The 25,088-nt window shown below is 36.0% G+C and carries 22 protein-coding genes, 1 tRNA gene and 1 pseudogene; 16 read left to right on the forward strand and 8 right to left on the reverse strand.

Going from position 1 to position 25,088, the window contains the following annotated elements; translation table 11 throughout:
• The first annotated feature begins 104 nt into the window (after nucleotides 1-104).
• From CDG59_RS02010 to CDG59_RS02025, 5 genes and pseudogenes are all read left to right on the forward strand, one after another.
• Nucleotides 105-1,169 carry an AraC family transcriptional regulator gene (locus tag CDG59_RS02010; protein WP_087543249.1) on the forward strand — a complete coding sequence of 355 codons (1,065 nt, stop codon included), beginning with the start codon at nucleotides 105-107 and terminating at the stop codon, nucleotides 1,167-1,169.
• Between the two features lie 111 nt (nucleotides 1,170-1,280).
• A complete protein-coding gene (locus CDG59_RS02015; RefSeq protein ID WP_087543251.1) occupies nucleotides 1,281-1,844 on the forward strand; it encodes a phosphatase PAP2 family protein in 564 nt (187 codons plus the stop codon).
• 132 nt (nucleotides 1,845-1,976) lie between these two features.
• Nucleotides 1,977-3,389: a glutamine synthetase family protein gene (locus CDG59_RS02020; RefSeq protein ID WP_087543253.1), complete on the forward strand. Its 1,413-nt coding sequence runs from the start codon at nucleotides 1,977-1,979 to the stop codon at nucleotides 3,387-3,389.
• A 290-nt stretch (nucleotides 3,390-3,679) separates the two neighbouring features.
• A complete protein-coding gene (locus CDG59_RS15735) occupies nucleotides 3,680-3,814 on the forward strand; it encodes a hypothetical protein (RefSeq protein WP_413772660.1) in 135 nt (44 codons plus the stop codon).
• A pseudogene (locus CDG59_RS02025) lies at nucleotides 3,799-4,038 on the forward strand (metal-dependent hydrolase); the annotation flags it as partial. The gene CDG59_RS15735 and the pseudogene CDG59_RS02025, both read left to right, overlap by 16 nt.
• Before the next feature lie 86 nt (nucleotides 4,039-4,124).
• Here the strand turns inward: CDG59_RS02025 and CDG59_RS02030 are convergent.
• A tRNA-Arg gene (locus CDG59_RS02030) sits at nucleotides 4,125-4,200 on the reverse strand.
• A 70-nt stretch (nucleotides 4,201-4,270) separates the two neighbouring features.
• Nucleotides 4,271-5,629, reverse strand: a complete 1,359-nt coding sequence (locus CDG59_RS02035) for an amino acid permease (protein ID WP_087543255.1) — start codon at nucleotides 5,627-5,629, stop codon at nucleotides 4,271-4,273.
• A 368-nt stretch (nucleotides 5,630-5,997) separates the two neighbouring features.
• Between CDG59_RS02035 and prpF the strand changes: the two genes are divergently transcribed.
• The 6 genes from prpF to CDG59_RS02065 all read left to right on the forward strand — a co-directional run bounded on the left by prpF (nucleotide 5,998) and on the right by CDG59_RS02065 (nucleotide 13,395).
• Nucleotides 5,998-7,191, forward strand: a complete 1,194-nt coding sequence (prpF, locus tag CDG59_RS02040) for a 2-methylaconitate cis-trans isomerase PrpF (RefSeq protein WP_087543257.1) — start codon at nucleotides 5,998-6,000, stop codon at nucleotides 7,189-7,191.
• 368 nt (nucleotides 7,192-7,559) lie between these two features.
• Complete coding sequence (locus CDG59_RS02045; protein WP_087543259.1) at nucleotides 7,560-9,068, forward strand: hypothetical protein; 1,509 nt, start codon at nucleotides 7,560-7,562, stop codon at nucleotides 9,066-9,068.
• Entirely contained in the window at nucleotides 9,059-11,125 is a 2,067-nt protein-coding gene (locus CDG59_RS02050) for a hypothetical protein (RefSeq protein ID WP_087543261.1), read from the forward strand. The genes CDG59_RS02045 and CDG59_RS02050 overlap by 10 nt, the downstream gene beginning before the upstream one ends.
• Before the next feature lie 9 nt (nucleotides 11,126-11,134).
• Nucleotides 11,135-11,812 carry a hypothetical protein gene (locus CDG59_RS02055; protein WP_087543263.1) on the forward strand — a complete coding sequence of 226 codons (678 nt, stop codon included), beginning with the start codon at nucleotides 11,135-11,137 and terminating at the stop codon, nucleotides 11,810-11,812.
• Between the two features lie 254 nt (nucleotides 11,813-12,066).
• Nucleotides 12,067-12,978, forward strand: coding sequence for a polyprenyl synthetase family protein (locus CDG59_RS02060; protein WP_087543265.1), 912 nt, complete (start codon nucleotides 12,067-12,069; stop codon nucleotides 12,976-12,978).
• A 108-nt stretch (nucleotides 12,979-13,086) separates the two neighbouring features.
• On the forward strand, nucleotides 13,087-13,395 hold the full coding sequence (locus CDG59_RS02065) for an MmcQ/YjbR family DNA-binding protein (protein ID WP_227519099.1): 309 nt from the start codon (nucleotides 13,087-13,089) through the stop codon (nucleotides 13,393-13,395).
• Between the two features lie 47 nt (nucleotides 13,396-13,442).
• Here the strand turns inward: CDG59_RS02065 and CDG59_RS02070 are convergent, their stop codons facing one another.
• From CDG59_RS02070 to CDG59_RS02085, 4 genes are all read right to left on the reverse strand, one after another.
• Nucleotides 13,443-14,294, reverse strand: a complete 852-nt coding sequence (locus CDG59_RS02070; RefSeq protein ID WP_087535758.1) for an SPFH domain-containing protein — start codon at nucleotides 14,292-14,294, stop codon at nucleotides 13,443-13,445.
• Between the two features lie 18 nt (nucleotides 14,295-14,312).
• A complete protein-coding gene (locus tag CDG59_RS02075; protein WP_087543267.1) occupies nucleotides 14,313-14,774 on the reverse strand; it encodes an NfeD family protein in 462 nt (153 codons plus the stop codon).
• A gap of 153 nt (nucleotides 14,775-14,927) precedes the next feature.
• Complete coding sequence (locus CDG59_RS02080) at nucleotides 14,928-15,845, reverse strand: patatin-like phospholipase family protein (protein WP_087543269.1); 918 nt, start codon at nucleotides 15,843-15,845, stop codon at nucleotides 14,928-14,930.
• 62 nt (nucleotides 15,846-15,907) lie between these two features.
• The gene (locus CDG59_RS02085) at nucleotides 15,908-16,534 is read right to left on the reverse strand and encodes a 1-acyl-sn-glycerol-3-phosphate acyltransferase (protein WP_087535760.1); all 627 of its coding nucleotides are present in this window, start codon (nucleotides 16,532-16,534) and stop codon (nucleotides 15,908-15,910) included.
• Nucleotides 16,535-16,678: 144 nt separating this feature from the next.
• Here CDG59_RS02085 and CDG59_RS02090 point away from each other — a divergent pair, with 144 nt between their 5' ends.
• The 5 genes from CDG59_RS02090 to CDG59_RS02110 all read left to right on the forward strand — a co-directional run bounded on the left by CDG59_RS02090 (nucleotide 16,679) and on the right by CDG59_RS02110 (nucleotide 23,356).
• On the forward strand, nucleotides 16,679-17,926 hold the full coding sequence (locus CDG59_RS02090; protein ID WP_087543271.1) for an MFS transporter: 1,248 nt from the start codon (nucleotides 16,679-16,681) through the stop codon (nucleotides 17,924-17,926).
• Nucleotides 17,927-18,262: 336 nt separating this feature from the next.
• Nucleotides 18,263-19,387, forward strand: a complete 1,125-nt coding sequence (locus CDG59_RS02095; RefSeq protein ID WP_087543273.1) for a porin — start codon at nucleotides 18,263-18,265, stop codon at nucleotides 19,385-19,387.
• Nucleotides 19,388-19,691: 304 nt separating this feature from the next.
• The gene (locus tag CDG59_RS02100) at nucleotides 19,692-21,332 is read left to right on the forward strand and encodes a phosphoethanolamine transferase (protein ID WP_087543275.1); all 1,641 of its coding nucleotides are present in this window, start codon (nucleotides 19,692-19,694) and stop codon (nucleotides 21,330-21,332) included.
• A gap of 14 nt (nucleotides 21,333-21,346) precedes the next feature.
• Nucleotides 21,347-22,024, forward strand: coding sequence for a response regulator transcription factor (locus tag CDG59_RS02105; RefSeq protein WP_087543277.1), 678 nt, complete (start codon nucleotides 21,347-21,349; stop codon nucleotides 22,022-22,024).
• 6 nt (nucleotides 22,025-22,030) lie between these two features.
• The gene (locus CDG59_RS02110) at nucleotides 22,031-23,356 is read left to right on the forward strand and encodes an ATP-binding protein (protein ID WP_005161867.1); all 1,326 of its coding nucleotides are present in this window, start codon (nucleotides 22,031-22,033) and stop codon (nucleotides 23,354-23,356) included.
• Between the two features lie 42 nt (nucleotides 23,357-23,398).
• On the opposite strand, the gene CDG59_RS02115 is transcribed toward CDG59_RS02110, so the two are convergent.
• The gene (locus tag CDG59_RS02115; protein WP_087543279.1) at nucleotides 23,399-24,202 is read right to left on the reverse strand and encodes a serine/threonine protein kinase; all 804 of its coding nucleotides are present in this window, start codon (nucleotides 24,200-24,202) and stop codon (nucleotides 23,399-23,401) included.
• Between the two features lie 61 nt (nucleotides 24,203-24,263).
• A complete protein-coding gene (locus tag CDG59_RS02120; protein ID WP_087543281.1) occupies nucleotides 24,264-24,980 on the reverse strand; it encodes a phosphatase PAP2 family protein in 717 nt (238 codons plus the stop codon).
• Between the last annotated feature and the right edge of the window lie 108 nt (nucleotides 24,981-25,088).

Here is a 25,088-nt window from a genome sequence, read left to right on the forward strand (position 1 = left end):
TAGAAATAGACTTTATGATTGATTGAATTTTTAGTCGATGTTAAATTGAGACAACAAAAAGTAATTTAGTGCCATTATCTACTGATCGAATGGATAAAGTAAAAATGCCTAAACAGAATATTGAGCAAAATATTTATATTGAAGCTCGTTATGATCATACGCTATTCGGTCAAGGCACGCCTATACTTGGTTTAAGCAGTTTGTTTGATGAAATGCAAAAACAAGGATATTCAATCGCTCAGATGTTGGACGGTACGGGTATTGCGCATGATGCGCTGACAAGTGCGACCACAACAATATCTCAATATCAAAAGTTGAAGCTATTTCAAAATATCCAATCTTTGTCTAAAGATTCATTGATCGGGCTTAGGGCAGGGCAAAAACAAAAATTATCAGATTTTGGGGTGTACGGTTATGCACTGTACTCTTCCCGTAATTTTCAACAAGCCGTCGAACTTGGCATTCGACATATCAAACTAGCCAGTCCTGTACTGAAAAAATCATTTTATATACAAAATGATACTGCAATTTTTGAGGCTAAAGAAATTATTGCTTTAGGACATTTATTACCATTAATTTGCGAGTTTTGGTTTAGTTCAATGCAGACCTTAATTCAGTGTGTACTCGAAGCACCATTTCAAGCTAAAAGGTTATTGCTGCCTTATCCTGCCCCTGAATATGCAGATGAATATCAAAAGGTATTTGGTTGTGTTGTAGAGTTTGATGCAGAAGTGATGCAATGGCATTTCGATTTAGCATGGTTAGATGCGCCTTGTCCAAATGCAAACCCGATTACTGCGGATATGTGCCAATCTTTTTGTGAACGGATGTTGGGAGATGAAAATGATGAGGAATATGAACTGATCAAAACGATTCGTCTTATTTTTTTGGACAGTGTTGGGAATTTTCCAACTGCTCAACAAATGGCAGATCAATTAAATGTATCTAAAAGAACTTTATATCGCCGTTTAGCCGATCTGAACGTGAGTTACCAAGAAATATTGGATAGTACGCGAACTCGTCTTGCTGATGAATATCTGGCTGCAACGACACTGAGTATGGACGAAATTGCCGAAAGACTTGGTTTTTCAGATACTTCAAACTTTAGGAAAGCGTATTGTCATTGGACGGGAATTTCACCTAATCAATATCGTAAAAAGTTTGCTTAGTGAAATGCAAGAGCTAGAGATTATTTAAAATTAATTTTGATAGAGATTTAATCATTCTTTCATGATTCGCTTATATATTGCGATGAGCGAATCTAAAAAGATAAATATGCAATGATATTTGAAAGCTTAAACATTTACTTGTTTGATTGCATAAACTCATTTGCGACTCAGAATGCGATTGTGGATAGAGTTGCCATATTTACAGCTCATGATTTAAATACAGTTTTTATATGTTTTCTTTTATTTTTATTGGTTTACCAATGGAAGATCTATAACTATTTATTCGCTAAAACACTTTTAATTGTGTTGCTTTCTTTAATCCTGAGTGATTTAGCTGAAATTTTCTATCATCATCCACGTCCGTTTGAAATAGGACTAGGTCATCAACTTATTGGGCATGGTCCAAGTTCATCATTTCCCAGTCAGCATACCCTAACCATCACAATCATTGCCTTTTCATATTGGTTAGCAGGCTTTAAGAAGATTGGTGTATTCGGTATTTTTGTCGGTATGGTCGTTGGTTTATCAAGGGTTTATGTTGGGGTTCATTTTCCATTTGATATCATTGGATCTTTTATGATTGGTTTGATGTTGGTTCTATCTGTCAATTATATCGTGAAGGAATTGACTGTTAGAATTCGTAAAATTACATCGGTCAGTGCTTATGATGTCTAACAAAATGCTAAATGGTTATTTGAATTTTACGATAAATTTATACTGAGCTGAGATAAGTTTATATTATCTTAACGTTACATATTTATAAGCATAAATTATTCTATTCGTAACAATATGAACTTGGTTTAATTTATGAATGCTGTCTTTGTAGAATTGAATCAGCTATTAAATTCTAATAATGTGATTAATCAATCAAATGAGCAAAAATCTGAAAATATTCTGCTCGATAAGGGATTATTTTTACAGGAAGTAGATCATTATTTAGAAAAGTATCCGAATACACAACATATTGATATTTATTTGTATGATTTGAATGGACATCTACGAGGTAAAAGAATTGATGTCAAATGCTTAACACAATTGGTGAAAGCATGTTATTTACCTATTTCTATTTATGCGATGAGTCTAAATGGAAATGTGATAGAAGAAACAGGATTGGGTAAATTTATTGGTGAACCAGATCATTTGTGTCAGCCTATCCTAGGTTCATTGCAACCTTGTGCCATTGAGCCTGAAACTAATGCTCAATTGTTATTGACGATGAAAGATGATCGCCATCAAGAATGTTTAATTGAACCTCGTAATATTTTAAAAAGAATACTCCAACAATTACATGAAAAAAATTATCACCCTTGTATTGCTGCAGAAATAGAATTTTATTTGCAGCCGTTGAATGGGGAACAGGAAGTTCAAGAATTAATAACTCAATGTTTTGATATTCATCTCTCTGATACACATCAACAAATTTTAGATGAGATTGAAGCTATCGCTAAACTCCAGAATATTATAATTACAGGAATTATTTCTGAAGCATCTTTAGGGCAATATGAGCTTAATCTGCAACACACATATGATCTTTTAAAGTTATGTGATCAGATTATGTTGTTAAAACGAACCATTAAACAAATTGCACATAAACACGGATTTCGTGCAAATTTTCTAGCAAAGCCAGATTTGTTAAAAGCGGGCAGTGGAATGCATTTTCATATGAGTTTGCTTGATCAAGATCAAAACAATATTTTTAGTCCTCGGGAAAATGAGTTATCTCAAGATCTTTTAAAAGTCATCAGTGGTTTGTTATGGTTAATGCCAAGTTCGATGGTAATTTTAGCACCCAATTTAAACTCTTTTAGACGCTTTAAAAAAGGTCATCATGTTCCTTTAGAAGCGAGTTGGGGGCTGAATAACCGTAATGTGGCTATTCGAATACCTTGCTCTGATCAAGAAAATCAAAGATTGGAATACCGTGTGGCAGGAGCAGATTGTAATCCTTATCTTAGCATTGCCATGATTTTGATTGGCACACTCTATGGTTTAACACACCAGTTAGAAGTACCGAAACAAATCAATCAACTTACGTTTAAATCTAAACATTATTTATTGCCAATTGAGCAAATTGAAGCTTTAAAATTGTTTAAAAATAACAAGATACTTACAGAATATTTAGGTAAAGAATTTATGGAACTATGGTGCACAGTAAAACAAGCAGAATATCAAAGCGTTCATAGTCAAATCACATCAATTGAAAAGTCTTGGGATATTTAGGTAGATCTATTGATTTATCTAGCCTTGATTTAGCAAATAACTGCTTTAAGGTCACAAAATATCTTTATAGGACAAATTGAGAAAATACATGAAAAAAAATTGACAGCATGAATAGTAGATTATAATTCAATCATAGTTCTAATTTGGAACTATGATTGAATTTATATCTAAGCTTGTTCAAGGGATGATGTAGCTCTTGTCGGTTTGCTGTTGAATATATGATTTCTTGGTAGTCTTGTTAATGTAGTTCAAGCTGTTTGCGTTTTAGTTTTAGGGGAAGGAAAGCCATAATGTTACATAATACAATTACGGTGCGCCAAACGCAGTTTAAACCTGAGAAAATTAAAGCGCACTATACTGAATCTACGCTAATGTCACATTTTATCACAGCACTATCGATGAGCTTTCTACAGTGGGATTTATAACTAGTACGATTGTGATGACCAGTCATCTTGTCTGGCAAGACCGCAAAAATACCTTCTACTCCCCAGCACAACTTTTAAAAAATGCTCAAACGCTTTTAGGGCTGACTCAAATGACATGGCGTTTACTGCCTGATTATTTAGCATTCTATAAAGCTAGTTTTCATCCGTCTGAGATAGACCAGCAAGATTTACTCACCGAATTGAAAGGATTATTAGCTAATTAAATAGTTAAATTTATTTTTAAAAATTAATTATTTATCGATTTTTACTTTATTCAAGGATGCGAGTGTTTATATCTCAATTATCTAAATGGTGCGCTCAGCGGGACTCGAACCCACGTCGGTCGCTTAGGAGGCAACTGCTCTATCCAGTTAAGCTATAAGCGCATAATTTTATGATTATAAACAAAAAAGTGATTGCCTAAGCAATCACTTTTTGATGAATTTGATCAGATATTTAGTCTTTCGCTTTAAGATTTAAAGCTTTATATAGCACAAACATCAATACAATCCAGATTGGGATCATCAGCACAGATTCTTTGAAACCTTGTTGCCACATGATGTAAAGTACGACTGCAATGAAAACTAAGACTAAGTAGTTACTGATTGGTGACCATAACGCAGGGAAACTCGTTTTTAAATTCTTTTCCTTGACCATCGCTTTGAATTTTAAATGAGTTAGGCTGATCATCGCCCAGTTAAGCACTAGAGCGCCAACCACTACATACATCAAATGACCTAAGGCATCTTCTGGAACAAAATAGTTCAACAGTACGCAACCAAAAATCAATAAAGCAGATAATAAAACAGCAGGAATCGGTACACCTTGTTTATTTACTTTAGCGAAAACTTTAGGCGCATTCCCTTGTTGTGCTAAACCGAAAAGCATACGGCTATTGGCAAACATACCGCTGTTATATACAGATAAAGCTGCTGTTAAGATAATGAAGTTAAGTAAATGAGCCGCCCAACTAATTCCCATTTGACTAAAAATCATCACAAATGGACTTTTGTCTAAACCACCTAAATCCAGTTGGTTCCAAGGCACAAGTGAAAGGAGAATCGCTAATGAGCCAACATAGAAAACCAAAATACGCACAACAACTTGATTAATTGCTTTTGGAATGGTTTTCTTTGGATCATTCGCTTCTGCCGCAGCCATACCAATCAGTTCGATTCCACCGAAAGCAAACATAATAAAGGCAAGCATGTAAAACAAACCATCAAAACCGTTTGGAAAGAATCCACCATGTGACCAAAGGTTACTAAATGAGGCTGTTGAATTCGCATCTGCTGTGAAAAGTAAAAACAAACCAAAGAAAATCATAGCGACAACAGCTGTGACTTTAATGATAGCTAACCAAAACTCTGATTCACCATATAATTTAACGTTAGTTAAATTAATTGCCGTAATAATGACAAAGAAAAATAACACTGATTGCCAAGCCGCAATATGAGGCCACCAGTAGTTAATGTATTTTGCAACCGCAGTCAGTTCACTCATCGCAACAAGGATATATAGTACCCAATAATTCCAACCTGATAAGAATCCTGGAAACTTCCCCCAATATTGATAAGCAAAATGACTAAATGAACCAGCGACAGGTTCTTCGACAATCATTTCACCTAATTGGCGCATGATGAGAAATGCAATCAAACCACCGATTGCGTAACCCAAAATAATTGATGGTCCAGCAGACTGGATGACTTGCGCAGAACCTAAAAATAAGCCCGTACCAATAGCTCCACCCATAGCAATGAGCTGGATATGGCGGTTTTTTAGTCCACGCTGAAGTTGAGAAGAATCGTTGTTCAAAGGACTGAGCTCGACGAGGAATAAGTGGAATATTCTAATAGATTGCAAAGTTTTAGCCTAGTAAAAGTACAACTTGGCTATGACTGGAAAGTAGTTTTTAAAAGTTATTTAAAATCATATATTTGAACAAATGGTAAACTAAGTTGTGGTGGTATTTTAGACATTTAAATCAAAATTTTGTTTTTTAAACGGCAGTTGTTTATTTTCGTGCCATTGTTGAGTTATTCAACTTTACTCAATATATACGATGTGCTTTATCTATTACGTTTTGCTTTAATCGTATAGTCGTATGGCATTTCAGATGACTCTACGATAATTTAAGCTCACATTCACTTGCACCAAGAACATGATAAAAGGATGAAATTGACATGAGTTCAGTACCACAAATTAAAGTCCCTGCAACCTACATGCGTGGTGGCACGAGTAAAGGTGTCTTTTTCAATCTCAATGATTTACCTGAAGCCGCACAAGTTGCTGGAAAAGCACGTGACTTGCTCTTGCTACGTGTCATAGGAAGTCCAGATCCTTATGGTAAACAGATTGATGGTATGGGCGGTGCAACTTCAAGTACCAGTAAAACTGTGATCTTGGCAAAAAGTGCCGAGCCAGAGCACGATGTCGACTATTTATTTGGACAAGTTTCAATTGATCAAGCTTTTGTAGATTGGAGTGGTAACTGTGGCAACTTGACAGCAGCAGTCGGTTCATTTGCGATTTCTAATGGTTTGGTCGATGCAGATCGTATTCCTGAAAATGGAATTTGTACGGTACGCATTTGGCAAAAGAATATTCAAAAAACCATTATTGCACATGTCCCAGTAACCAATGGTCAGGTTCAGGAAACAGGTGATTTTGAATTAGATGGAGTGACTTTCCCTGCAGCAGAGGTGCAAATTGAATTTTTAGACCCTGCTGATGATGGTGAAGAGGGTGGGGATATGTTCCCTACAGGAAATGTTGTTGATCAATTGGTTGTGCCTGATGTTGGAACATTCCAAGCGACATTTATTAACGCAGGTATTCCAACTATTTTCTTGAATGCTGAAGATATTGGCTATCAAGGAACAGAATTACAAGATCATATTAATGGGGATGCCGCAGCCTTAGCACGTTTTGAAAAAATTCGCGCATATGGTGCAGTTCAGATGGGCTTGATCAAAGATATTTCAGAAGCAGCAGCACGTCAGCATACACCTAAAATCGCTTTTGTTTCAGAACCTAAAAGCTATACTTCTTCAAGTGGCAAAACTGTTGAAGTAACAGATGTTGATTTATTGGTACGTGCATTGTCTATGGGTAAGCTACATCATGCCATGATGGGGACAGCAGCCGTGGCGATTGGAACGGCAGCCGCAATTCCGGATACTTTAGTGAATTTAGCAGCAGGTGGTGGCGAGCGTGAAGCAGTTCGTTTTGGTCATCCATCAGGCACTTTACGTGTCGGTGCTCAAGCCGAGTTAATTGATGGGAAGTGGGCTGTCAAAAAAGCGATTATGAGCCGTAGTGCACGTGTATTGATGGAAGGTTGGGTACGTGTGCCGGGTGATAGCTTTAGTTCATGATTCTAGATAGTTAATCTTCTAGAAATTCTAAAATATTTCGGCTTAAAGACTTTCTCTGTCTAATCATTTATTCCTAGAAAGTCTTTAAGTACTATGCGATACATATTTATAAATATCCTGTGGTTTTAGCGGCAGGTAGTGAATGATGTAACTATAAAATAGTTTTAATATCCATATTTCATTTTTATTTTTAAGATGAATTTATCCATGATCTGGAGTGTCAAAATAATAAATTTAGACTGTTTGGGTTTTTAAGATAATTTCTATAAGAAACTATTATTTAATGTTAATTTTTTCTTTATATTTTTTTATTTATAGATTACTTTATGTGATATTGATTTTCTATATGAAAAAGTAAAAGGTATTATATGAAAAAATGGTTGTGGGCTTTAGGTTTTTGCGGGGTTATATCAAATATTGCTCATGCCGAAATTGTTAGTGTAATTGGTATAGGTAAATCTCCTATTATAAAAAAAGATCAAAATCTTACTCGAAATACAGCATCTGATTTAGCAAAAGCTGATGCAGTATCCGCTTTGATTATTAAAATTAATGGAATGCAATCATTATCAGAAGCAAAACTTTTATTACCACAAATTATAAATCAAGTGAATCCTGCCTATTTCTCAAATTTAGGCAGCCAAACTGATGGTGAGAATAATCTAGTTACTCGTGTTAATTTAGAAATTGATGACAAAGAATTTCGTACAATATTAAATGATTATGGTTTGTCAAAGAAAAATAGCCGTACAAGCCCTATCATGATTGTTATGGATGAGTACTTCGGTGTTCCTCGAGATAATAGTAAACCAGTAAAAGAGTTTACATCATATTTTAATGACCAAAGTTATAGTAATGATGAAAAAGCGGCTTATTCAAGCCGTGAAAAAGCCAGTGCTTCCTCAAGAGAAAGCGCATCTTCTCAAGGGCGCTCTAGTAGTGGCTATGTAGGTGGCTATGACAACTGGTATGGTTCAGGAGCTTATGCAGCAGGCAGTAAAACAAGTCATAATAATAAATCAAGTTCTTCCGCATCTGCGAGTTACAGTACATCAGAAGATGCAAGTTATTCTCAAAAAGAACGACAAAATAATATTCAAAGTTTTGTGAAATATGTTGAATACCAAACGCCCAGTGTTGTTCCAGAAAAAGTCAATCAAACCTTAAATAGTATTGCTCAAAATGCAGCTAAATATGATCTACGTTTAATGGATTCAGATTTATTTAGAAGTAAATATTTAAAGGGACGTAATATGACGATTCAGCAATTATTAAGTGATGCTGAATTGGCTAAATTTGCTGCTGCTGCTCGTGAAACAAAAGCAGACTGGTTTATGGCAGGTTCAAGTAATATTTTTGATCGTGGTCGTTCATCAGCAACAGGACAATATGTATGTGATGGTGCCGTGACATTTAAGGTCTATTCTGTAGATGATGCGACATTAATGGGTGGGGAAACGCGGACTGAATCAGCATCAGGAGCAACGGCTGAGGCTTGCCGTACCAATGTTGCGGCTAAATTAGGAGAGTTGGCAGTCAGTAATGTCGGGCCACAGATTTTAAACTATGCTAAGAACCGTTCTATGTACGGTAAAGAAATCACGATTTTTGTAAAAAGTATCACCAATAACGTCTCTACACGTTTAGGAGACGATTTATATGAAGCCCTTGATCAGATTGCTGGTACAGAAAATATTAATATTCGTAGTCAAGATGGGAAATTGGTTGAAATCACAATGGGGTATAAAAGTGATAAACCACTTACTGTCGAATTAAATAAAGCACTTAGACAAGTTAATCAAACATTAGCATCTGCTGAAAGAATACAACAAGGCAATACGATTACTTTATGTATTGGTGGTTCACAATGCAAATAAAGACTAAATTATTAAGTTTGGGATTGCTCAGTTTTGTAAGTATAAATAGTTATGCGAATTTACAAATTTATCCATCTAAGGGATTATTTGGTTTAAATAGTTCTAAACATCAGTGTAAAAGTCTTTTGACCCCTTTATCAGAAATTATTGATTCATCGCTATCTTGTAATTTTGAAAAGGCAATCACACCTGAATTAAGAGTACAATTACAAGCAAATTTTGAGAAAGCACTAAAACAGGCTTTTCCCGATCAAGTCGTTACACAAATTGAGCAAAATACTAAAAATCGTACTTATGTTGCATCTTTGGATGTAGTGCGTGCGAGTGAATATTTAGTACAGAAACAATCGACAACTGAAATATTTTTGCCTTTAACAGTGTCGTTTAAGTTGACTAATATTTTAACGGGTGAAGTAATATTTAGTGAAAGTAAAACATATGTTCAGCCCATTAAAGTAATGAGTAGTGAAATTGGTCAAACTGCCACTGATCAAAAAATTATTACACAGTATCAGAATAATATGCTGATTTTAGTACAGCAACTTGTAGAAAGTACAAAAGCTAAATTAAAGCTTTCAGAAATTAAAACAACTATTATTGATCGTTGGAAATCTTATCTGATTTTAGATAAAGGATTTGATCAAGGTATTGGCAAAAATGATGAGCTGAGTTCGAGTGAAGGTGATCTTATTCGGATTGTCCATGCTGATAGAGACTATGCGGTTGCAATTCCTATCATGCTGTATGGAAATACGAAAGAATTTAGTAAAATGACGTCTAATGTAAGACAGTCTATTCGGAAACCTAAAGCTCTTGTTATGGATATCATTCGTTTTGGAGATGAACCAAAAGAATTGGTTGAGCAAATCTTTTCTGATGCGACAGGAGATAATGCACCATTTACTTTAGTTCCTGTCAATCGTCGTTATAGTGCTCTTGCTCAGTCCATTAGTGAGGAAACGAAATTAGCGCAGGCTGAGGATATTAACCGTCGAGAACTCCCTGATTTTTTTATTCGTTTATATGTTACACCCACAATAGGTTATGAACAAAAAGTGGGGCAACTCACTCAGCAGCAATTTGTTTATAGTGATGTCATGGCAGAAATGATTGATAGTTCTGGTCGAGTCATTCATGTTGCACATGCAAGTAATGAAATTAAGGATATCATTTCAGATGGTATGGGATTTTCATTGGAAAATCAGAAAGAAGTTGCACTTAAAAATGCATTAATTAAATTGGCAGAAACTTTTAAGAAAGATCTGAAATTTACTCGTACTGACTTGAAAGTAAGTAAATCAGATAATCAGATAATCAGTATTCAAGATCAAGGTAAACAATTGAATTTAGGGTTAAAAATTAATATTTATAACTCGCAAACGATTTCTGGTAAACAAGTGTTGATCCCGACTTGGGAGGCAACGGTCATTTCCCGTGATGGTAATGAAGTCACAGCACAACTCGATGCACCTATTGGGAAGAGTGACAATATCTCTGTTAAGTCAGGAGATATAATTCAAGTTGATACTCAAGAAAATGCTATAGATTCTAATCTATCACGTTCAATGTGCGCATTTTTAGCTACAGAACAAAGTGGTGAGATTCAATTTAAGCCTTTTACAATAATGACGTATTATGGATTTGCTAAATATTCTAAATACCCGTTCTATGCCACAGGTGTCGACTTAGAAAAGGGGCGCTCACTTAAAGATAATATTCAATATATGACCGAAAATGCTGGATTTAAAAAACAATTAAATCTTAAATTATTTGAACCAAAAACTTGTATACAACCAGTATTTAAAGTGAATGTACAACCTAATTCTCTGATATGTGATGCAAATGATAAAAACTGTCGTGCAACTCTAGATGTCACTACTGGTGTACGCTTATTTAATGAGAACCAACAAAAAATTGGAACTCAAGGGATTAAACAAGAAATTAATTTGAAAGGTTTTTCTATGCAAAGCTATAAAGAAACTTATCTTTTACAATTATTAAATGATTTACCTCCGCTACTTCAACAAATTGCTCAAAAAGCTGATTCAACCCAATAAGGAAACCTTATGAACAAACTTATAGTTGCAACAATGATAATCGGTACAATTTCAAATGCACATGCCGGTTTTGGAGATTTTGCGTCTAAGATGACCCAAAATGTAATTGGTACATCAGCATCTAGCAATGTTAATGTTACCGATTTTTTAACACAAGCTAGTGCGACTAACTTACTTTTTCAAGAAAGCCGTGCAGCTTTAGCTGCTACGATTTCAAAAAGTAAAATGAGTGGTGAAATTCAGGCTAAATTAAAAGCACTTAAGTCTACAACTAATTTACAAGAAAAAGAGGCCATTCTAGCTTCTTTGGAAAAACCAACTGATGAAGTGATGGCTGCAAGTAAAAAAGATGAAGCAGAAACAATTGAAACTATTAAAAATTTAAGTGCGGAGAAGAAAAAATATTTACTTGCTGCAGCACAAAATTTTGGTATTGCAACATTAATGGCTAAAGATCTGGCTGGCGGAGCTTCACAGATTTCTACAGCGATTATTTCAAATCCACAATCATTAACATCAAGTGGATTTACAGTAGGTGGCGCTAAAAATTTAGTAGGTGATGTGACAGGTATTGCTAAGAACTCGTCAATGGCATTAGTTGAAGTACCACAACTTTTTAAAAAGGCTGGGGTTGAATTCACACCTCCTACTAGTTCGAAAAGTAAACCTCAAGATATTGAGCTTTGAACTAAGTAATTGATAAATAAATTTAAAATTTTCACTAATATTTAAAATACCAATAACAGTTGTTACTGGTGGGATAAGCATTAGTTTTTAATAAAACCGAGCCAATTTATTGGTTCGGTTATTATAAGTAAGCTAAACAATAAAAATTGATAAATTACAAAATCATTAAAAACGGCTGAATTACCTGTCATAACTAAATAGTGTTATGATGCCAGAGTTAAACCTATTTTATCAGATCATTTCTCGAGGCAATCGTGTCATCTATTTCTCAAGTTAATGCGGATGTTCTACAACAATCTCAACAACGTATTCAACAAGATTTATTGACAGCATTGGCTGCATTTTCCATTCCTGAACCATTAAAGTCGGCCGTTCACCACGCAGTAATGTTGGGGGGTAAGCGTGTTCGTCCTGCATTATGTTATGCAACAGCAGCTTTATTGCCAAATCATAATTTTGCAGCGGTTCGTCGTGCTGCCGTTGCGATTGAGTTAATACATTGTTATTCCTTGGCACATGATGATTTGCCGTGTATGGATAATGATTTGTTACGTCGAGGTCAACCAACTTGTCATGTGGCATTTGGCGAAGATACTGCACTATTGGCAGGTGATATTTTACAGTCCATGGCATTTGAGATATTGGGTAGCCGTTTGTTTGATGAACAAGGTCAAGGTATAGATGCAGCTATTGTCTTGAAGCAAATGCAGATTTTGGCGACTGCAAGCTCTAAAATGGTTTGCGGACAGGTGCTTGATTTACAAGCTGAAGGTAAACAAGTTGATCAAACTGAATTAGAAAATATTCACCGTAATAAAACGGGTGCATTGATTCAAGCCGCGATCATGATGGGTGCAGTGACTATCTTTACTGGGACAGATCAAGCAATTCCTAAATTGCGTCAATTTGGGCAAAGCATTGGTTTAGCTTTTCAGGTTCAAGATGATATTTTAGATATTACAGCAAGCACTGAAATTTTAGGTAAAACTGCGGGTAAAGACGAGCAAGTGCAAAAATCTACTTATCCTGCATTGATGGGATTGGCTCAAGCTCAGGCTTATGCTCAAACTTTACATGATCAAGCCTTTGAAGTATTAGCATATTTCGGGGATGCTGCTAAAGAACTTGTTGAAATTTCTCAATTCTTGTTAGCACGCCAAAGTTGATCTAAGCCAAGACCATAAACGATAAGAAATAAAATAGGATACGGTTTTATGAAGGATGATCAATTAAAACAACTTGCACTCGAGTATGGACAAGAACTTGCTTTTTGAATTCAGTCCCAACGCTTTGGACCAGATTGTGAGGTGTTTAAAATTTTTGACAAAATGTTTATGTTGATTGGTGCATATTCTGGAAAGTTGCTTGTAACCATCAAATGTAAGCCTGAGAAAAGCTTGGAATATCAAGAGCTATATCCTTCAATTTCTGCAGGTTACCATTTGAATAATAAACATTGGATATCAATTGCCAGCGGTGATGAAATTACAGCAGATTTGCTGCAAGACCTAATTAAAGATTCTTATGATTTGGTGGCAGGAAAATTGCCAGTTAAAGAACGAAAACTGATTCAGAATGTATAAAAAATAAAGCAGCGATAACGCTGCTTTATTTTGATTGGAAAGGGAGTTTAATGTTTCCCCATAATTCCACGGATAGCATTAAGTACATCCGATGGGAGTACCACAGTTTTTGCATTGCTTGATTTAGATAGGTCCTGCATTGCTTTCACATATTGCTCACCCAATAAATAAGCAACAGGAATTTCTTTATCACCTACAGCAGTGGTGATCATTTCAATTGCGCGTTGTGAAGATTCTGCAAGGACTACCTGAGCTTCTGCATCACGACGGGAAGCTTCTAAACGACCATCTGCCTCTAAAATCGCAGCTTGTTTTTCACCATCTGCTTTCGTCACCGTTGCACGACGTTGACGTTCAGCCGCCGCTTGTGCTTCCATCGCAGCTTGCATGGTGTGAGATGGTTGAATATCTTGAATTTCAACTGTTTTAAGGGTAATGCCCCAATCTGAAATATCATCAGAAATGGCAGCTTTTAATTTCGCCTTAATGTGGTCACGAGATGATAAAGCATCATCTAAATCCATTTCGCCGACAATCGAACGTAATGAAGTTTGCACTAGGTTTTGAATCGCCCACGTATAATTTTCAATTCCATACACGGCTTTTTCTGGAGTTGTTAGATTGATATAAGCGACAGCATTCATCACTAAAACAGCATTGTCTCGAGTAATCACTTCTTGTGATGGAATATCTAACACAATATCTTTAGTTGTAATTTTATATGCCACTTCATCGATATAGGGAATAACAAAGTTCAGACCCGGGTTTAGGGTGGTATGGTATTTACCTAGACGTTGTACAATCCATTTATACCCTTGAGGAACAATACGCACCCCTTTAAAAATAGTTATGCCAATAAAAGCTAAAAGTGCTAAGACAACAATATTACCGACAGACATTGGAAACCCTCTTTATGTTTATGAGTTGCTGTGTGGTTGAACGACTAAATCATTACCTAAAATATCAATTACTCGGACACGATCACCAACTTGTACTGGAACTGTAGAACGGCAATTCCATTCATCAGAACCTAAAAGGGGCATGGGAAAGTGTACGACGATTTGTCCATGATCAAGTCCAGTTTTAATCACCATACCCACTTGACCTATTGTTGATTCACGCGCTAGACCTGCTTTAGTTTTATCAATTGAAAGTGGTTTGATAAACTTGAACCAAAGAATCGTACATAAAATGGATAAAATTCCCCATGTGACCACTTGGGTGGTAAAGCCCATCATTGGGAAAAGCCATAGTAAAATGCAGACCATAATTGCGGCTACGCCAAACCATAACGCAGCAAAAGCGGTCAAAATCAACTCTGAAAGGATCAGCAAAATTCCTAATACAAACCAGTGCCAAGGTTCAACTACAAACTCCATAGATTTGCTCGCATCATTAAACTGAGTTAGGTGAAAAAACATTCACTTTGGCACTGTAGCAGATCATTATGTTTATGAATATAAAAAGATTGTTTTTTTAGATATTGGGACTGATGATTATTATAAAATAGCAGCAGCCCCTGAAGATAATGATTAGAATTTAGGTTTTGGTGCAGGTTTAAATGCAGCAGGAGATTTCTTAAACGTTGCAATTGCATTTTGGATTGATGTAATTTTCGCTTGAGCCGATTTTTCGCCTTCTAAAATTGCTTGATTACTCGATTTCAGATCAAGTACACCCAAATGACCGACTTTCGGTTGAATTACAACATTTGCTTGGTTCAATTCTTCATTAATACTTTGTTGCCCCATAATATTAATGGTCTGATCCAATAAACCCCACATGCTTAATGGTTTATCACCTGTTGGACGCGCAGATATATCGACTGCAATCACAATATCAGCACCCATATCTTTGGCAGTTTTCACAGGAATAGGACTGACTAAACCACCATCTACATATTTGGTATTACCAATCACAGCTGGAACAAAGACGTTGGGAATACTGCAAGAGGCTCGTACGGCTTGACCTGCATTTCCTTTAATAAACTCAGCTTTTTTACCATTGTCTAAACGAGTGGCAACCGCCGCAAAGCGAATTGGAAATTTTTCAATTGGTTTGTTACCAACTTGAGTATTGACATAGTTTTGCAGTTTTTGCCCAAGGATAATACCTTGGCTATTGATAGTAAGATCACGCAAATCAGATTCTTGAAGTTTTAATGCGAGATTTTGCATTTGATAAGGGGTTTGCCCACTTGCATAAATACTTCCAACAAAGCTACCTGCACTTGTTCCAGTGACAATCTTAGCTTTAATATCATGCGATTCTAAAACTTTAATGACGCCAATATGCGCAAAACCTTTTGCACCACCTCCACCTAAAGCCAAAGCGATAACAGGTTCACGAGCTTTAATCGAGGTCGTAGGGGGAGCATTTTTTACAGTTTGATCACAACCAAATAAAGCTAGGCTGAATAAAGCCAAGCAAGACAGTCGAGCAATTTTCATATGAAGTGGAGATAAAATAGACAAAAAGATGGGCACATCAGAGCAGATTTACCCCTAATTTTCTAGTCCTTTTTCACTAGTTTTTGTAATGGTTCTGCCAGCCAAGCAGGATTCTTTGGAGAAAAATGACCAACATAACGCTGCATAATCTGTTCAAGGTCATTTTGATAGTGACCTGTTGGTGTAAATGCTCCTAAGCTGTAAATGGTTTTGCGATCGTAGTCGAAAGCAAACATCACTATGGGTATTCCTGCTGCATGAGCTATATGATAAAAGCCACTTTTGATTTTTTCAGCTTTTTTTCGTGTTCCCTCGGGCGCCATGCCAACCCAAATTTTGTCATATTTGTGAATAGTCGCAACTACTTGCTCAGTAAGACCATTGGTGCTGTCACGGTGAACAGGAATGAGTCCTGCCCAATCTAAAATTGACTTAAAAGGTGGTTTAAATAAAGTATCTTTTCCCAAAACTGTAATTTTTAAACCGAGCCCTCCAATTGCCAAGAAACCATACCAACCATCAATATTTGAAGTGTGTGGAGAAATAATAGCAACTGCTTTGGGTAAGTTTGGAATTTCTCCAACCACAGTCCAACCTTGTCCTAAAAACAGTTTTCTACACAAAGTACGACTGAAAGCCGTTCCACGCTGCGGAACTAACGGAGGTAAGTCAGGAAAATATTGTGGCATAAATCTGTAAATACGATGATAACTACAATTTATGTTAAACGCTCATGACAGGTCTCGCATTGGCAAAAAATAAGATTTTATTGCCAGATCAATGAAAGGATTGGATACTTGAGTTCTCTCTTTTGTTACTCTGGAAAACTGTAAATGCTTAATCTTCGACAGATTTACATTTTATTGTTTTCTCTATATTGGGCACAGGGATTACCTGTAGGCTTCATGACCCATGCCTTACCCGTAATTTTAAGGGCACAAGGTGTCTCTTTAGCACATATCGGTGGTTTTGGTTTACTGATGCTGCCTTGGTCGATCAAAATCTTTTGGGCGACGTATGTTGACCGTTTTGCACTCTCTCGTTTAGGGCATTACCGTAGCTGGATTATTCCGACGCAATTATCCAGTGTTTTTATTTTGGTTATTTTGTCATTTTTCCCTATTCAAGCACTTGATCAACCCAGTTATTTATTTATTTTCTTTGTCTTACTTTTTTTGATGAATTTTACTGGTGCGACACAAGATATTGCCACAGATGCTTTAGCTGTCAATTTACTTAAACAGGATCAACAGCATTGGGGTAATACTTTTCAAGTGATTGGTTCACGCTTAGGATTTATTGTTGGTGGTGGAGCAGTGCTTTGGTGTTTAGATTGGTTAAATTGGCAAAAGACCTTTCTTATTTTAGCCATATTGGTCGTTTTGAATACCATACCTATTTTGTTTTATCAAGAGTCTAGGCATCATTTCACAAATAGCGCGCAGACAACTTCTTCGATTTCAATTAGCCAATCAATTAAAAAATATCTTACGTATTTTACATCTTCTCAAGAGTTAAAAACGTGGTTGATGGTCTTATTGAGTTTTAAAGTTGCTGATGGTTTGGCAGGACCAGTATTAAAACCTTTGATGGTAGATATGGGCCTAAATTACACCCAAATAGGTGTTTTTATCACCATATTTGGTGCTATGGCAGCGCTGGTGGGAGCAGGTGTTGCAGGGCTTTTATTGAAACATTTTTCCAGAATACAATGCTTAATTACTTTCTCAATTCTGAAGATTATCAGTTTAGTTGCTTATACGGGCATTGCTTATGGCTATGAAACTAATCAGCAGATTACGCCATTTTGGTTATATATCGTCAATGCATTTGAAGATGCTTGTTCAGCAATGTTATTAGTGGTCATCTTAACTTTGATTATGCAGTACAGTCGCAAAGCATTTGCAGGTACAGATTTTACTTTTCAGGTATCGATTATGGCTACGATGAGTGGTTTACTCTACTTAGGAAGTGGAATTTTGGCTGATGCGATTGGGTATTATCGTTACTTATGTTTGATTTGTATGGTTGCTATTTTGTGTCTATTCCCGATGTTCTATTGGAAAGAAAATACAAGATGAAAACAAATTTTTATTACAAATTTCTTTTAATATTTCTTAATTTTGAAATATAAATGATAATTTTTATATTGCTTCATTCGCAAAGATTATTGTTTTAACTCAAAGTTTCGTGATTGCGTATAAGTATTTTTCATGGAATAGTGTTTTTAATAATATTATTTAATTCATTGAAATTTATTAATAAAAAACAATTTTTTATAAAATTCATAAAATGTAATTGATGTGTGTAAAAATTAAACTTTAGTCGAAAATAGAATAAATAAATAAGATTTTAATCGTTTTGTCATATAAAGTTAATGTGTAGGATTTGTTACAAATTTAGCTAGGACGTAAACAATGAAAATCAAAATTGTAACAGCAGCAGTGCTTGGTTTACTCGCAACTTCAACATTCGCAGCACCAACAATCTATGGTGAGATTGATGCCAGTGTTGATTATTTACCAGAAAAAAATGCAACGATTGGAAATAAAGATGTTTGGGAAATTAGCTCAAATAGTTCGTTCATTGGGATTAAAGGCGATGAAAAACTCACTGATCGTTTAAGCGCTGTATATGCTGCAGAATGGGGTTTAAGTGCTGATGGCGATACCACTGATTGGAGCCAACGTAACCGTTTTATTGGTTTAAAAGACAGCCAATTAGGTACAGTTAAGATTGGTAAGCATGATACGCCTGTAAAGCAATTATCAAGTGTCGTTGATACATTCAATAACTATGTAGGGAATAAAGCTGATATTGGTGGTATTTTCACTGGCGAAAACCGTATTGATAATACAGTGATTTATGAATCTCCAGCCGTTAAATTACTACATGGTGCATTTAAATTTAACGCATTACTTGCTACGGGTGAATCATCTGGCATCAAAGCGACAAGTGGTGGTGCTAAAGTTGCTGGTCGTGGCTTAGGTGATGCATGGTCTGCATCGGTTACTTATGAAAATCCATTATTAGTAGCGGGTATTGGTTATGACAAAGCAATTCCAAGTAACTTCTTAGGGCGTGGCTTTTTAAATGCTGCTGAACCAAAATTAGGCACAGCTCCTGCTGCAGCTGCAACATTAGCTGCAGCGAATACTGTACGTGCAATTGGTCGTTTAAATCCTGTTGAAGGCTTAGCATTAAAAGCACTTTTCCAAACATCTGAAGTTGAAAAGTCTGATGGAAATGGTAACGGTGCATCAACAGATAATATCGATGATGCTCAAGGTTGGTTAATTGGTGCTGAATATAATATTCCGCAAGCAAAAAATTGGACGGTGAAAGGTCAATATAGCCAAAATGATACGAGTTTTAAAAACAACACGGCAGATTTTAAAGCCAAACAAGTGATTGCTGGTGCTGACTATGCATTTAGCAAACAAGTTAAAACATACGGTTACGCAGGTTATCTAACGCTTGAACAAGCGGACAAAAAAGATAAGCAACCTGTAGCAGGATTAGGTTTAGAATTTAAATTCTAATATCTTGTATCTAAAAACACCCCCTAAGTTTGACTTAGGGGGTGTTTTTTTATTTCTATTTTATTATGTTGTAATATAATCATTTAACTGAATAAAATGATTTTCGATAATAAAACTAAGATAAATTTTAGATGGAAAGTAAATGGAATTCATTGTTTTAAAATGAATTATTTTGAAATATACTTTGATGTCTAGATATAGATCCATTGTTTTGTTAACTCTCAATTATTTAGTTTAAGTCATTTTTAAGTTTTTATTCTTATCTTAAGCAAGTTAAGAAATCTATTTTCAGACTGTGAAGATCATGTTCCTACAGAAACTCAAGACCAAATCGATATCCTTGTTTGCATTTAATCTATTGCTTGCAATATGGTTAGGTATTTTTCTTAACTTTGCTTTTTATGAAAAAATCCAATCGCTTACGCCCTATACTGGGATAAAAGCGGGAATGTTTGTCGCAGCATCCGTTATAGTCGTTGTTGCAGCTTATCATTTTATTTTTCAGCTTTTTAACTGGAAATGGACAGCAAAACCAATAGCGATTGTTTTAGTTTTTATTGGTGGCTTTGCTTCATATGCTGTGAATACGCTTGGTGTTTTAATTACATCAGAGCAAGTGCAAAATTTAATGCAAACTGATGTTGCTGAAGCACGTGATACATGGTCTTGGCATTTAGTTGTATGGACATTAGGAATGACAGTACTTCCCATCATTGCTATTTTGATGGTGAAGTTAAAGCCTGAACCAATGCTGCGTCAAATTGTAGAAAAAGTGATTGCTTCAATTGTTTCATTGGCTTTGGTTGGTGGATTATTGTTTGTTTTTTACGTTGATTTTGCAGCGATATTCCGTGAACACCGTGATTTGAAGGGAATGATCTCACCGCAAAATATGATTGCTTCATTTGCTTCATATTATAAGAAGAAAGCACCTAAAGAAAATTTACCGTTAGTGACTTATGGTGAAGATGCTTCAATGCAGAAAGCGAATATTGCTGCTTTACCTAAATTGATGGTTTTAGTGGTGGGTGAGACGGCACGTGCAGAAAACTTTTCTTTGAATGGTTACGCTAAGAATACCAATCCGAAGCTTGCGAAACAGGATTTAATTAATTTTGCTCAAGTGAGTTCTTGTGGTACAGCGACAGCTGTTTCCGTACCATGCATGTTCTCAGGTATGCCACGTAAAGAATATGATGAACGACTAGCAAGCCATCGTGAAGGTCTACTGGATATTGCAAAACGTGCAGGTTATCAAGTGACATGGATTGATAATAATTCTGGTTGTAAGGGAACTTGTGATCGAGTTGAACAATTTAAGATTCCAGAGCCAATTCAAAAGAAATGGTGTAAAGATGAAGAGTGTTTTGATGATATTTTAATTGATAGCCTGAAAGCTTATCTTGCAACAATTCCTAAAGATGATACGCGTCCACGCTTAGTGGTACTACATCAAATGGGTAGCCATGGTCCAGCCTATTACAAACGTATTCCAGCAGAATTTAAAGTTTTTAAACCAACCTGTGATACCAATGCGATTCAAGGTTGTTCGCGTGATGCGCTTGTGAATAGTTATGATAATACCTTGCTTTATACGGATTATGTTTTGGACTCATTGATTGAAACGTTAAAAGGTCAAACACAGCACAAAGCAGGCTTGTGGTATTTATCGGATCACGGTGAATCAACAGGTGAAAGTGGCATGTATTTACATGGAGCGCCATATGCAATTGCCCCGACTCAACAAACCCATGTTCCAATGTTTATGTGGTTCTCTGATCTTTGGAAAAAACAAGCTCCAGAACAAATGAAATGTTTAGCGAAGCAAAATAAGAGTGAATTGAGTCAAGACAATTTGTTTCCAACGATGTTAAGTTTACTTGATGTCAAAACTAAGGTGATTGACCCTAAAAATGACATGTTAGCGACATGTTCTAACCCATAAGGTGAGATAAAGTCATGACCAAAATCTTGATGATCGAAGATGATTTTATGATTGCAGAATCAACATTGACTCTGTTGCGCTACCATCAATTCGAGGTAGAGTGGGTCAATAATGGCGTAGATGGGCTATCCTTATTAGCAAAGCATAATTTTGATTTGGTTTTGCTTGATTTGGGTTTGCCTATGATGGATGGTATGCAGGTATTGAGACAAATCCGTCAGCGTAGTGTACTTCCAGTATTAATCATTTCAGCTAGAGATCAACTGCAAAACCGTGTCGATGGATTGAATCAAGGTGCGGATGATTACCTAATTAAACCTTATGAGTTCGATGAGTTATTGGCACGAATTAATGCACTATTACGTCGAGGTCATGCAGAAACAGCACAACTTAAAAATCAATCGCAGTTATTGAAAAATGGTGATTTGGTTCTTGATGTCGAGCAGCATTTGGCGACCTTCAAAGGACAACAGATTGAGTTATCAAACCGTGAATGGGCAATTTTAATTCCGCTTGTAAGCCATCCAAATAAAATCTTCTCCAAAGCAAATCTTGAAGATAAGCTTTATGATTTTGATAGTGAGGTGACCAGTAATACCATAGAGGTTTATGTACATCACTTACGTGCAAAACTAGGTAAAGATTTTATTCGAACTATCCGTGGTTTGGGTTACCGACTAGGACAATCATAAATATTTATGAAAATATCTAAGCAATACTCACTGAAAAAAAGACTGATTTGGGGAACCTCGGTCTTTAGTTTGCTGCTTGGATGTTTATTAATTTTTACAGCTTATAAAACAGCTTTACATGAAGTTGATGAGATTCTTGATACACAAATGCAATATATGGCTGAGCGTTCGACTGCTCAGCCATTAACAACTGTTGTGAGTAAAGTTGAATTGCATCGCACATATCACGAAGAAGATTTGCTGGTTGATATTTGGGCTTATAAAGATCAAAGTCATTTATGGCATCAAACACACTTACTCATTCCCCCTGTAAAACAAGCGGGTTTTTATAGCCAAGACACGCCACAAGGCAAATGGCGTGTCTATGTCATTCCTTTAAAAGACTATCAAATACAAGTTAGTCAGCAGGAAGATGTTCGCCAATCATTTGCTTGGGAATTGGCAGGGAGTATGTTTGTTCCCTATATTATTTTATTGCCTTTTGCGATTTTGGTTTTAGCTTTTATCATTCGTTTGAGTTTAAAACCTCTCGACGATTTCAAAACAGAATTAAGGCGACGTGATTCAGATGGTTTAGCGCCCATTGATAGCAATGATTATCCTCAAGAGTTGATCCCAACTATTGAGGAGATGAATCATTTATTTGAACGAATTCAACATGCTCAAACCGAACAAAAGCAGTTTATAGCAGATGCTGCACATGAATTACGAACACCCGTCACTGCACTCAATTTACAGACCAAGATTCTGATTAGTCAATTTCCTGAACATGAAGCATTGCAAAATTTGAGTAAAGGCTTGGCACGTATTCAGCATTTGGTGACGCAGCTTTTAGCTTTAGCAAAACAAGATGTTGGATTAAGTTTAATCGAACCAAATACTCACTTTCGTTTGAATGATGTCGCACTCAATTGTGTCGAACAGCTTGTTAATCTTGCAATGCAAAAAGAAATTGACTTAGGTTTTGAACGTAACGATTTGATTGAAATGCAAAGTCTTGAATCAACTGTTCATTCAATTATTTTTAATCTGATTGATAACGCGATTAAGTACACGCCAGATCAAGGTATTATTAATATTTCGGTTTACAGTGACAGTGACGATTTTGCTTGTATTCAAATCGAAGATAGCGGTGTCGGTATTGATGCTGAACAATACGATAAAGTTCTAAAACGTTTTTATCGAGTGCACCATCATTTAGAAGTGGGCAGTGGTCTAGGACTTTCAATTGTCGATAAAGCCACGCAGCGACTAGGTGGAAGCCTAGTTTTATCTCGAAGTCTTGATTTAGGTGGTTTATCAGTTCTGGTTCGCTTACCTAAAAAGCTTTAAGTTTAGCTATCGTTGATTTGATTGATTGAATTATCAAATGAGTTAAGTGATTGTTTCAGAATGCTCTTTTAAGCAACCTAAAAACAAAACACATTTCTGAATCCGTTTGCCATCATTACCCACTTTGCTAATCTTAAAATTCAGAACCCATTTTAAGCGTTTCCCAACTTTGCATATATCACTATAAACTTGCGGTTCAGCAAGGAGGGCTTGATAAAGAATTTGACTAGCATCGGATAATTGTTCAAATTTGAAATGATAGGCTGTAGAAAAAATAAATAGCAACCAGTCACGAACAAAACAATCATGTAGACTCAGGACTTCATGCGGGTCAGTTTCAAAATCAATAAAACTAAATCGGTTATTTTGATCAACAAGAATGTTGCGAGCGAATGCTTCGCTTAAATAGCCTTGTTTAGAATGAATATACTGAATAGCTTGAATTGCTTGGCTAAATAATAATGATTTTGAATGAATATCTTTTTGACAAGCCAATGCTTGATCTAGTTGTGAGACGCTACTTTGATGTTGTGATCCGATGTCTTCAAGCAAAATTCCTTTTTTTGAAACTGCAAGGACATTCGATGTAGAAACACCTAAAGATTTGAGTGTTTGAATCCGATGGTATTCACATTGAATTGCAGCAGAACCCCCTTGATTAGGAACAGGAGTAATTGCACCTAAATTAAATATTTTTGCTAACCACTTCAATGGAGTGTACAGCCATAAACCGTGACGTTCAGATGCTTTCTTCAACCATACTTTTTGAGAACCTAGATTGTAGGCTTGAATGGAAGATTGTTGCTTAGTTAAAGTAGTTTCTAAGAAATTTTGAAAGTCATCCATCAGCAGCAAACAGTACCTAAGTGAATATCATGATCATGCATGAAGCCATGCGAGTAGGGCATCACTTTATCATATCAGGACCCATTTGCGTTACAGAATTAGCCGCTGCATGAGCTAAATGACGTTTATAGGTGATCATATAAATCACAACATTGATAGCAAAGCAAATCCAAGCTGTCCATAAATTATGACTGAGGAAATGTGCACCACGCATCATTTGTGCCCAGCCCATTGCGAAGCCAAGTAATACACCTGCAAATAAATAAAACCAAGCTCTTTTACGCTGATCGAGGCGATAAAGAAAATAGCCTGTAACTAAGGCAAAACCTGTACTTGCATGACCACCTGGAAAACAATGTCCAGCGGTTGCTGAAAAATCCCAAATAAAACCTGTGACAGTCTTATTGGTCATATCCCATGGGCAAGCATGAGCAGCTTGTGCTTTCATTAGACCAATAATGCATGTACATAACATACTGACCCAAAACATATAGCCATACTGCCAACGTTTCGCTTTGAATTTTTCTATTTTAAAAGAAGCGATCCACAGCAAGAAAAAGCTTACATAGACAATAGTTAAAACTTTTTTGACATAAGTATGATTGAGCTTTGCAAGATACCAATCGCCTTTCAAAGCAAAATCGCCAAAAGTTCCTACCCATGGTTGAATCAAATATAGATCTATTGCTCCACCGACTGGAAACACGAATAAGAGGATAAAAAAGCTCACAAATAATAAGAAACTTGCGATTAAGAAAAAACGTGTTTTTAAAATCATAGAGCATGCAATTCGGCAGAATGATAGTTTTGTTATTTAATAATTTGAAACTTAATTGTCTCTTAAAATGTTCATAAAAAAAGCGGCTGAATAGCCGCTTTAAAAAAT

This window comes from Acinetobacter sp. WCHA29 (assembly GCF_002165335.1).
Lineage (GTDB): Bacteria > Pseudomonadota > Gammaproteobacteria > Pseudomonadales > Moraxellaceae > Acinetobacter.

What these genes read in the sequence shown, in the direction of transcription:
- CDG59_RS02010 (WP_087543249.1), top strand. Translation starts at nt 105, where the DNA reads ATGCCTAAACAGAATATTGAGCAAAATATTTATATTGAAGCTCGTTAT.
- CDG59_RS02015 (WP_087543251.1), top strand. Translation starts at nt 1,281, where the DNA reads ATGATATTTGAAAGCTTAAACATTTACTTGTTTGATTGCATAAACTCA.
- CDG59_RS02020 (WP_087543253.1), top strand. Translation starts at nt 1,977, where the DNA reads ATGAATGCTGTCTTTGTAGAATTGAATCAGCTATTAAATTCTAATAAT.
- CDG59_RS15735 (WP_413772660.1), top strand. Translation starts at nt 3,680, where the DNA reads ATGTTACATAATACAATTACGGTGCGCCAAACGCAGTTTAAACCTGAG.
- prpF (WP_087543257.1), top strand. Translation starts at nt 5,998, where the DNA reads ATGAGTTCAGTACCACAAATTAAAGTCCCTGCAACCTACATGCGTGGT.
- CDG59_RS02045 (WP_087543259.1), top strand. Translation starts at nt 7,560, where the DNA reads ATGAAAAAATGGTTGTGGGCTTTAGGTTTTTGCGGGGTTATATCAAAT.
- CDG59_RS02050 (WP_087543261.1), top strand. Translation starts at nt 9,059, where the DNA reads ATGCAAATAAAGACTAAATTATTAAGTTTGGGATTGCTCAGTTTTGTA.
- CDG59_RS02055 (WP_087543263.1), top strand. Translation starts at nt 11,135, where the DNA reads ATGAACAAACTTATAGTTGCAACAATGATAATCGGTACAATTTCAAAT.
- CDG59_RS02070 (WP_087535758.1), bottom strand. Translation starts at nt 14,294, where the DNA reads ATGTCTGTCGGTAATATTGTTGTCTTAGCACTTTTAGCTTTTATTGGC.
- CDG59_RS02075 (WP_087543267.1), bottom strand. Translation starts at nt 14,774, where the DNA reads ATGGAGTTTGTAGTTGAACCTTGGCACTGGTTTGTATTAGGAATTTTG.
- CDG59_RS02080 (WP_087543269.1), bottom strand. Translation starts at nt 15,845, where the DNA reads ATGAAAATTGCTCGACTGTCTTGCTTGGCTTTATTCAGCCTAGCTTTA.
- CDG59_RS02085 (WP_087535760.1), bottom strand. Translation starts at nt 16,534, where the DNA reads ATGCCACAATATTTTCCTGACTTACCTCCGTTAGTTCCGCAGCGTGGA.
- CDG59_RS02090 (WP_087543271.1), top strand. Translation starts at nt 16,679, where the DNA reads ATGCTTAATCTTCGACAGATTTACATTTTATTGTTTTCTCTATATTGG.
- CDG59_RS02095 (WP_087543273.1), top strand. Translation starts at nt 18,263, where the DNA reads ATGAAAATCAAAATTGTAACAGCAGCAGTGCTTGGTTTACTCGCAACT.
- CDG59_RS02100 (WP_087543275.1), top strand. Translation starts at nt 19,692, where the DNA reads ATGTTCCTACAGAAACTCAAGACCAAATCGATATCCTTGTTTGCATTT.
- CDG59_RS02105 (WP_087543277.1), top strand. Translation starts at nt 21,347, where the DNA reads ATGACCAAAATCTTGATGATCGAAGATGATTTTATGATTGCAGAATCA.
- CDG59_RS02110 (WP_005161867.1), top strand. Translation starts at nt 22,031, where the DNA reads ATGAAAATATCTAAGCAATACTCACTGAAAAAAAGACTGATTTGGGGA.
- CDG59_RS02115 (WP_087543279.1), bottom strand. Translation starts at nt 24,202, where the DNA reads ATGGATGACTTTCAAAATTTCTTAGAAACTACTTTAACTAAGCAACAA.
- CDG59_RS02120 (WP_087543281.1), bottom strand. Translation starts at nt 24,980, where the DNA reads ATGATTTTAAAAACACGTTTTTTCTTAATCGCAAGTTTCTTATTATTT.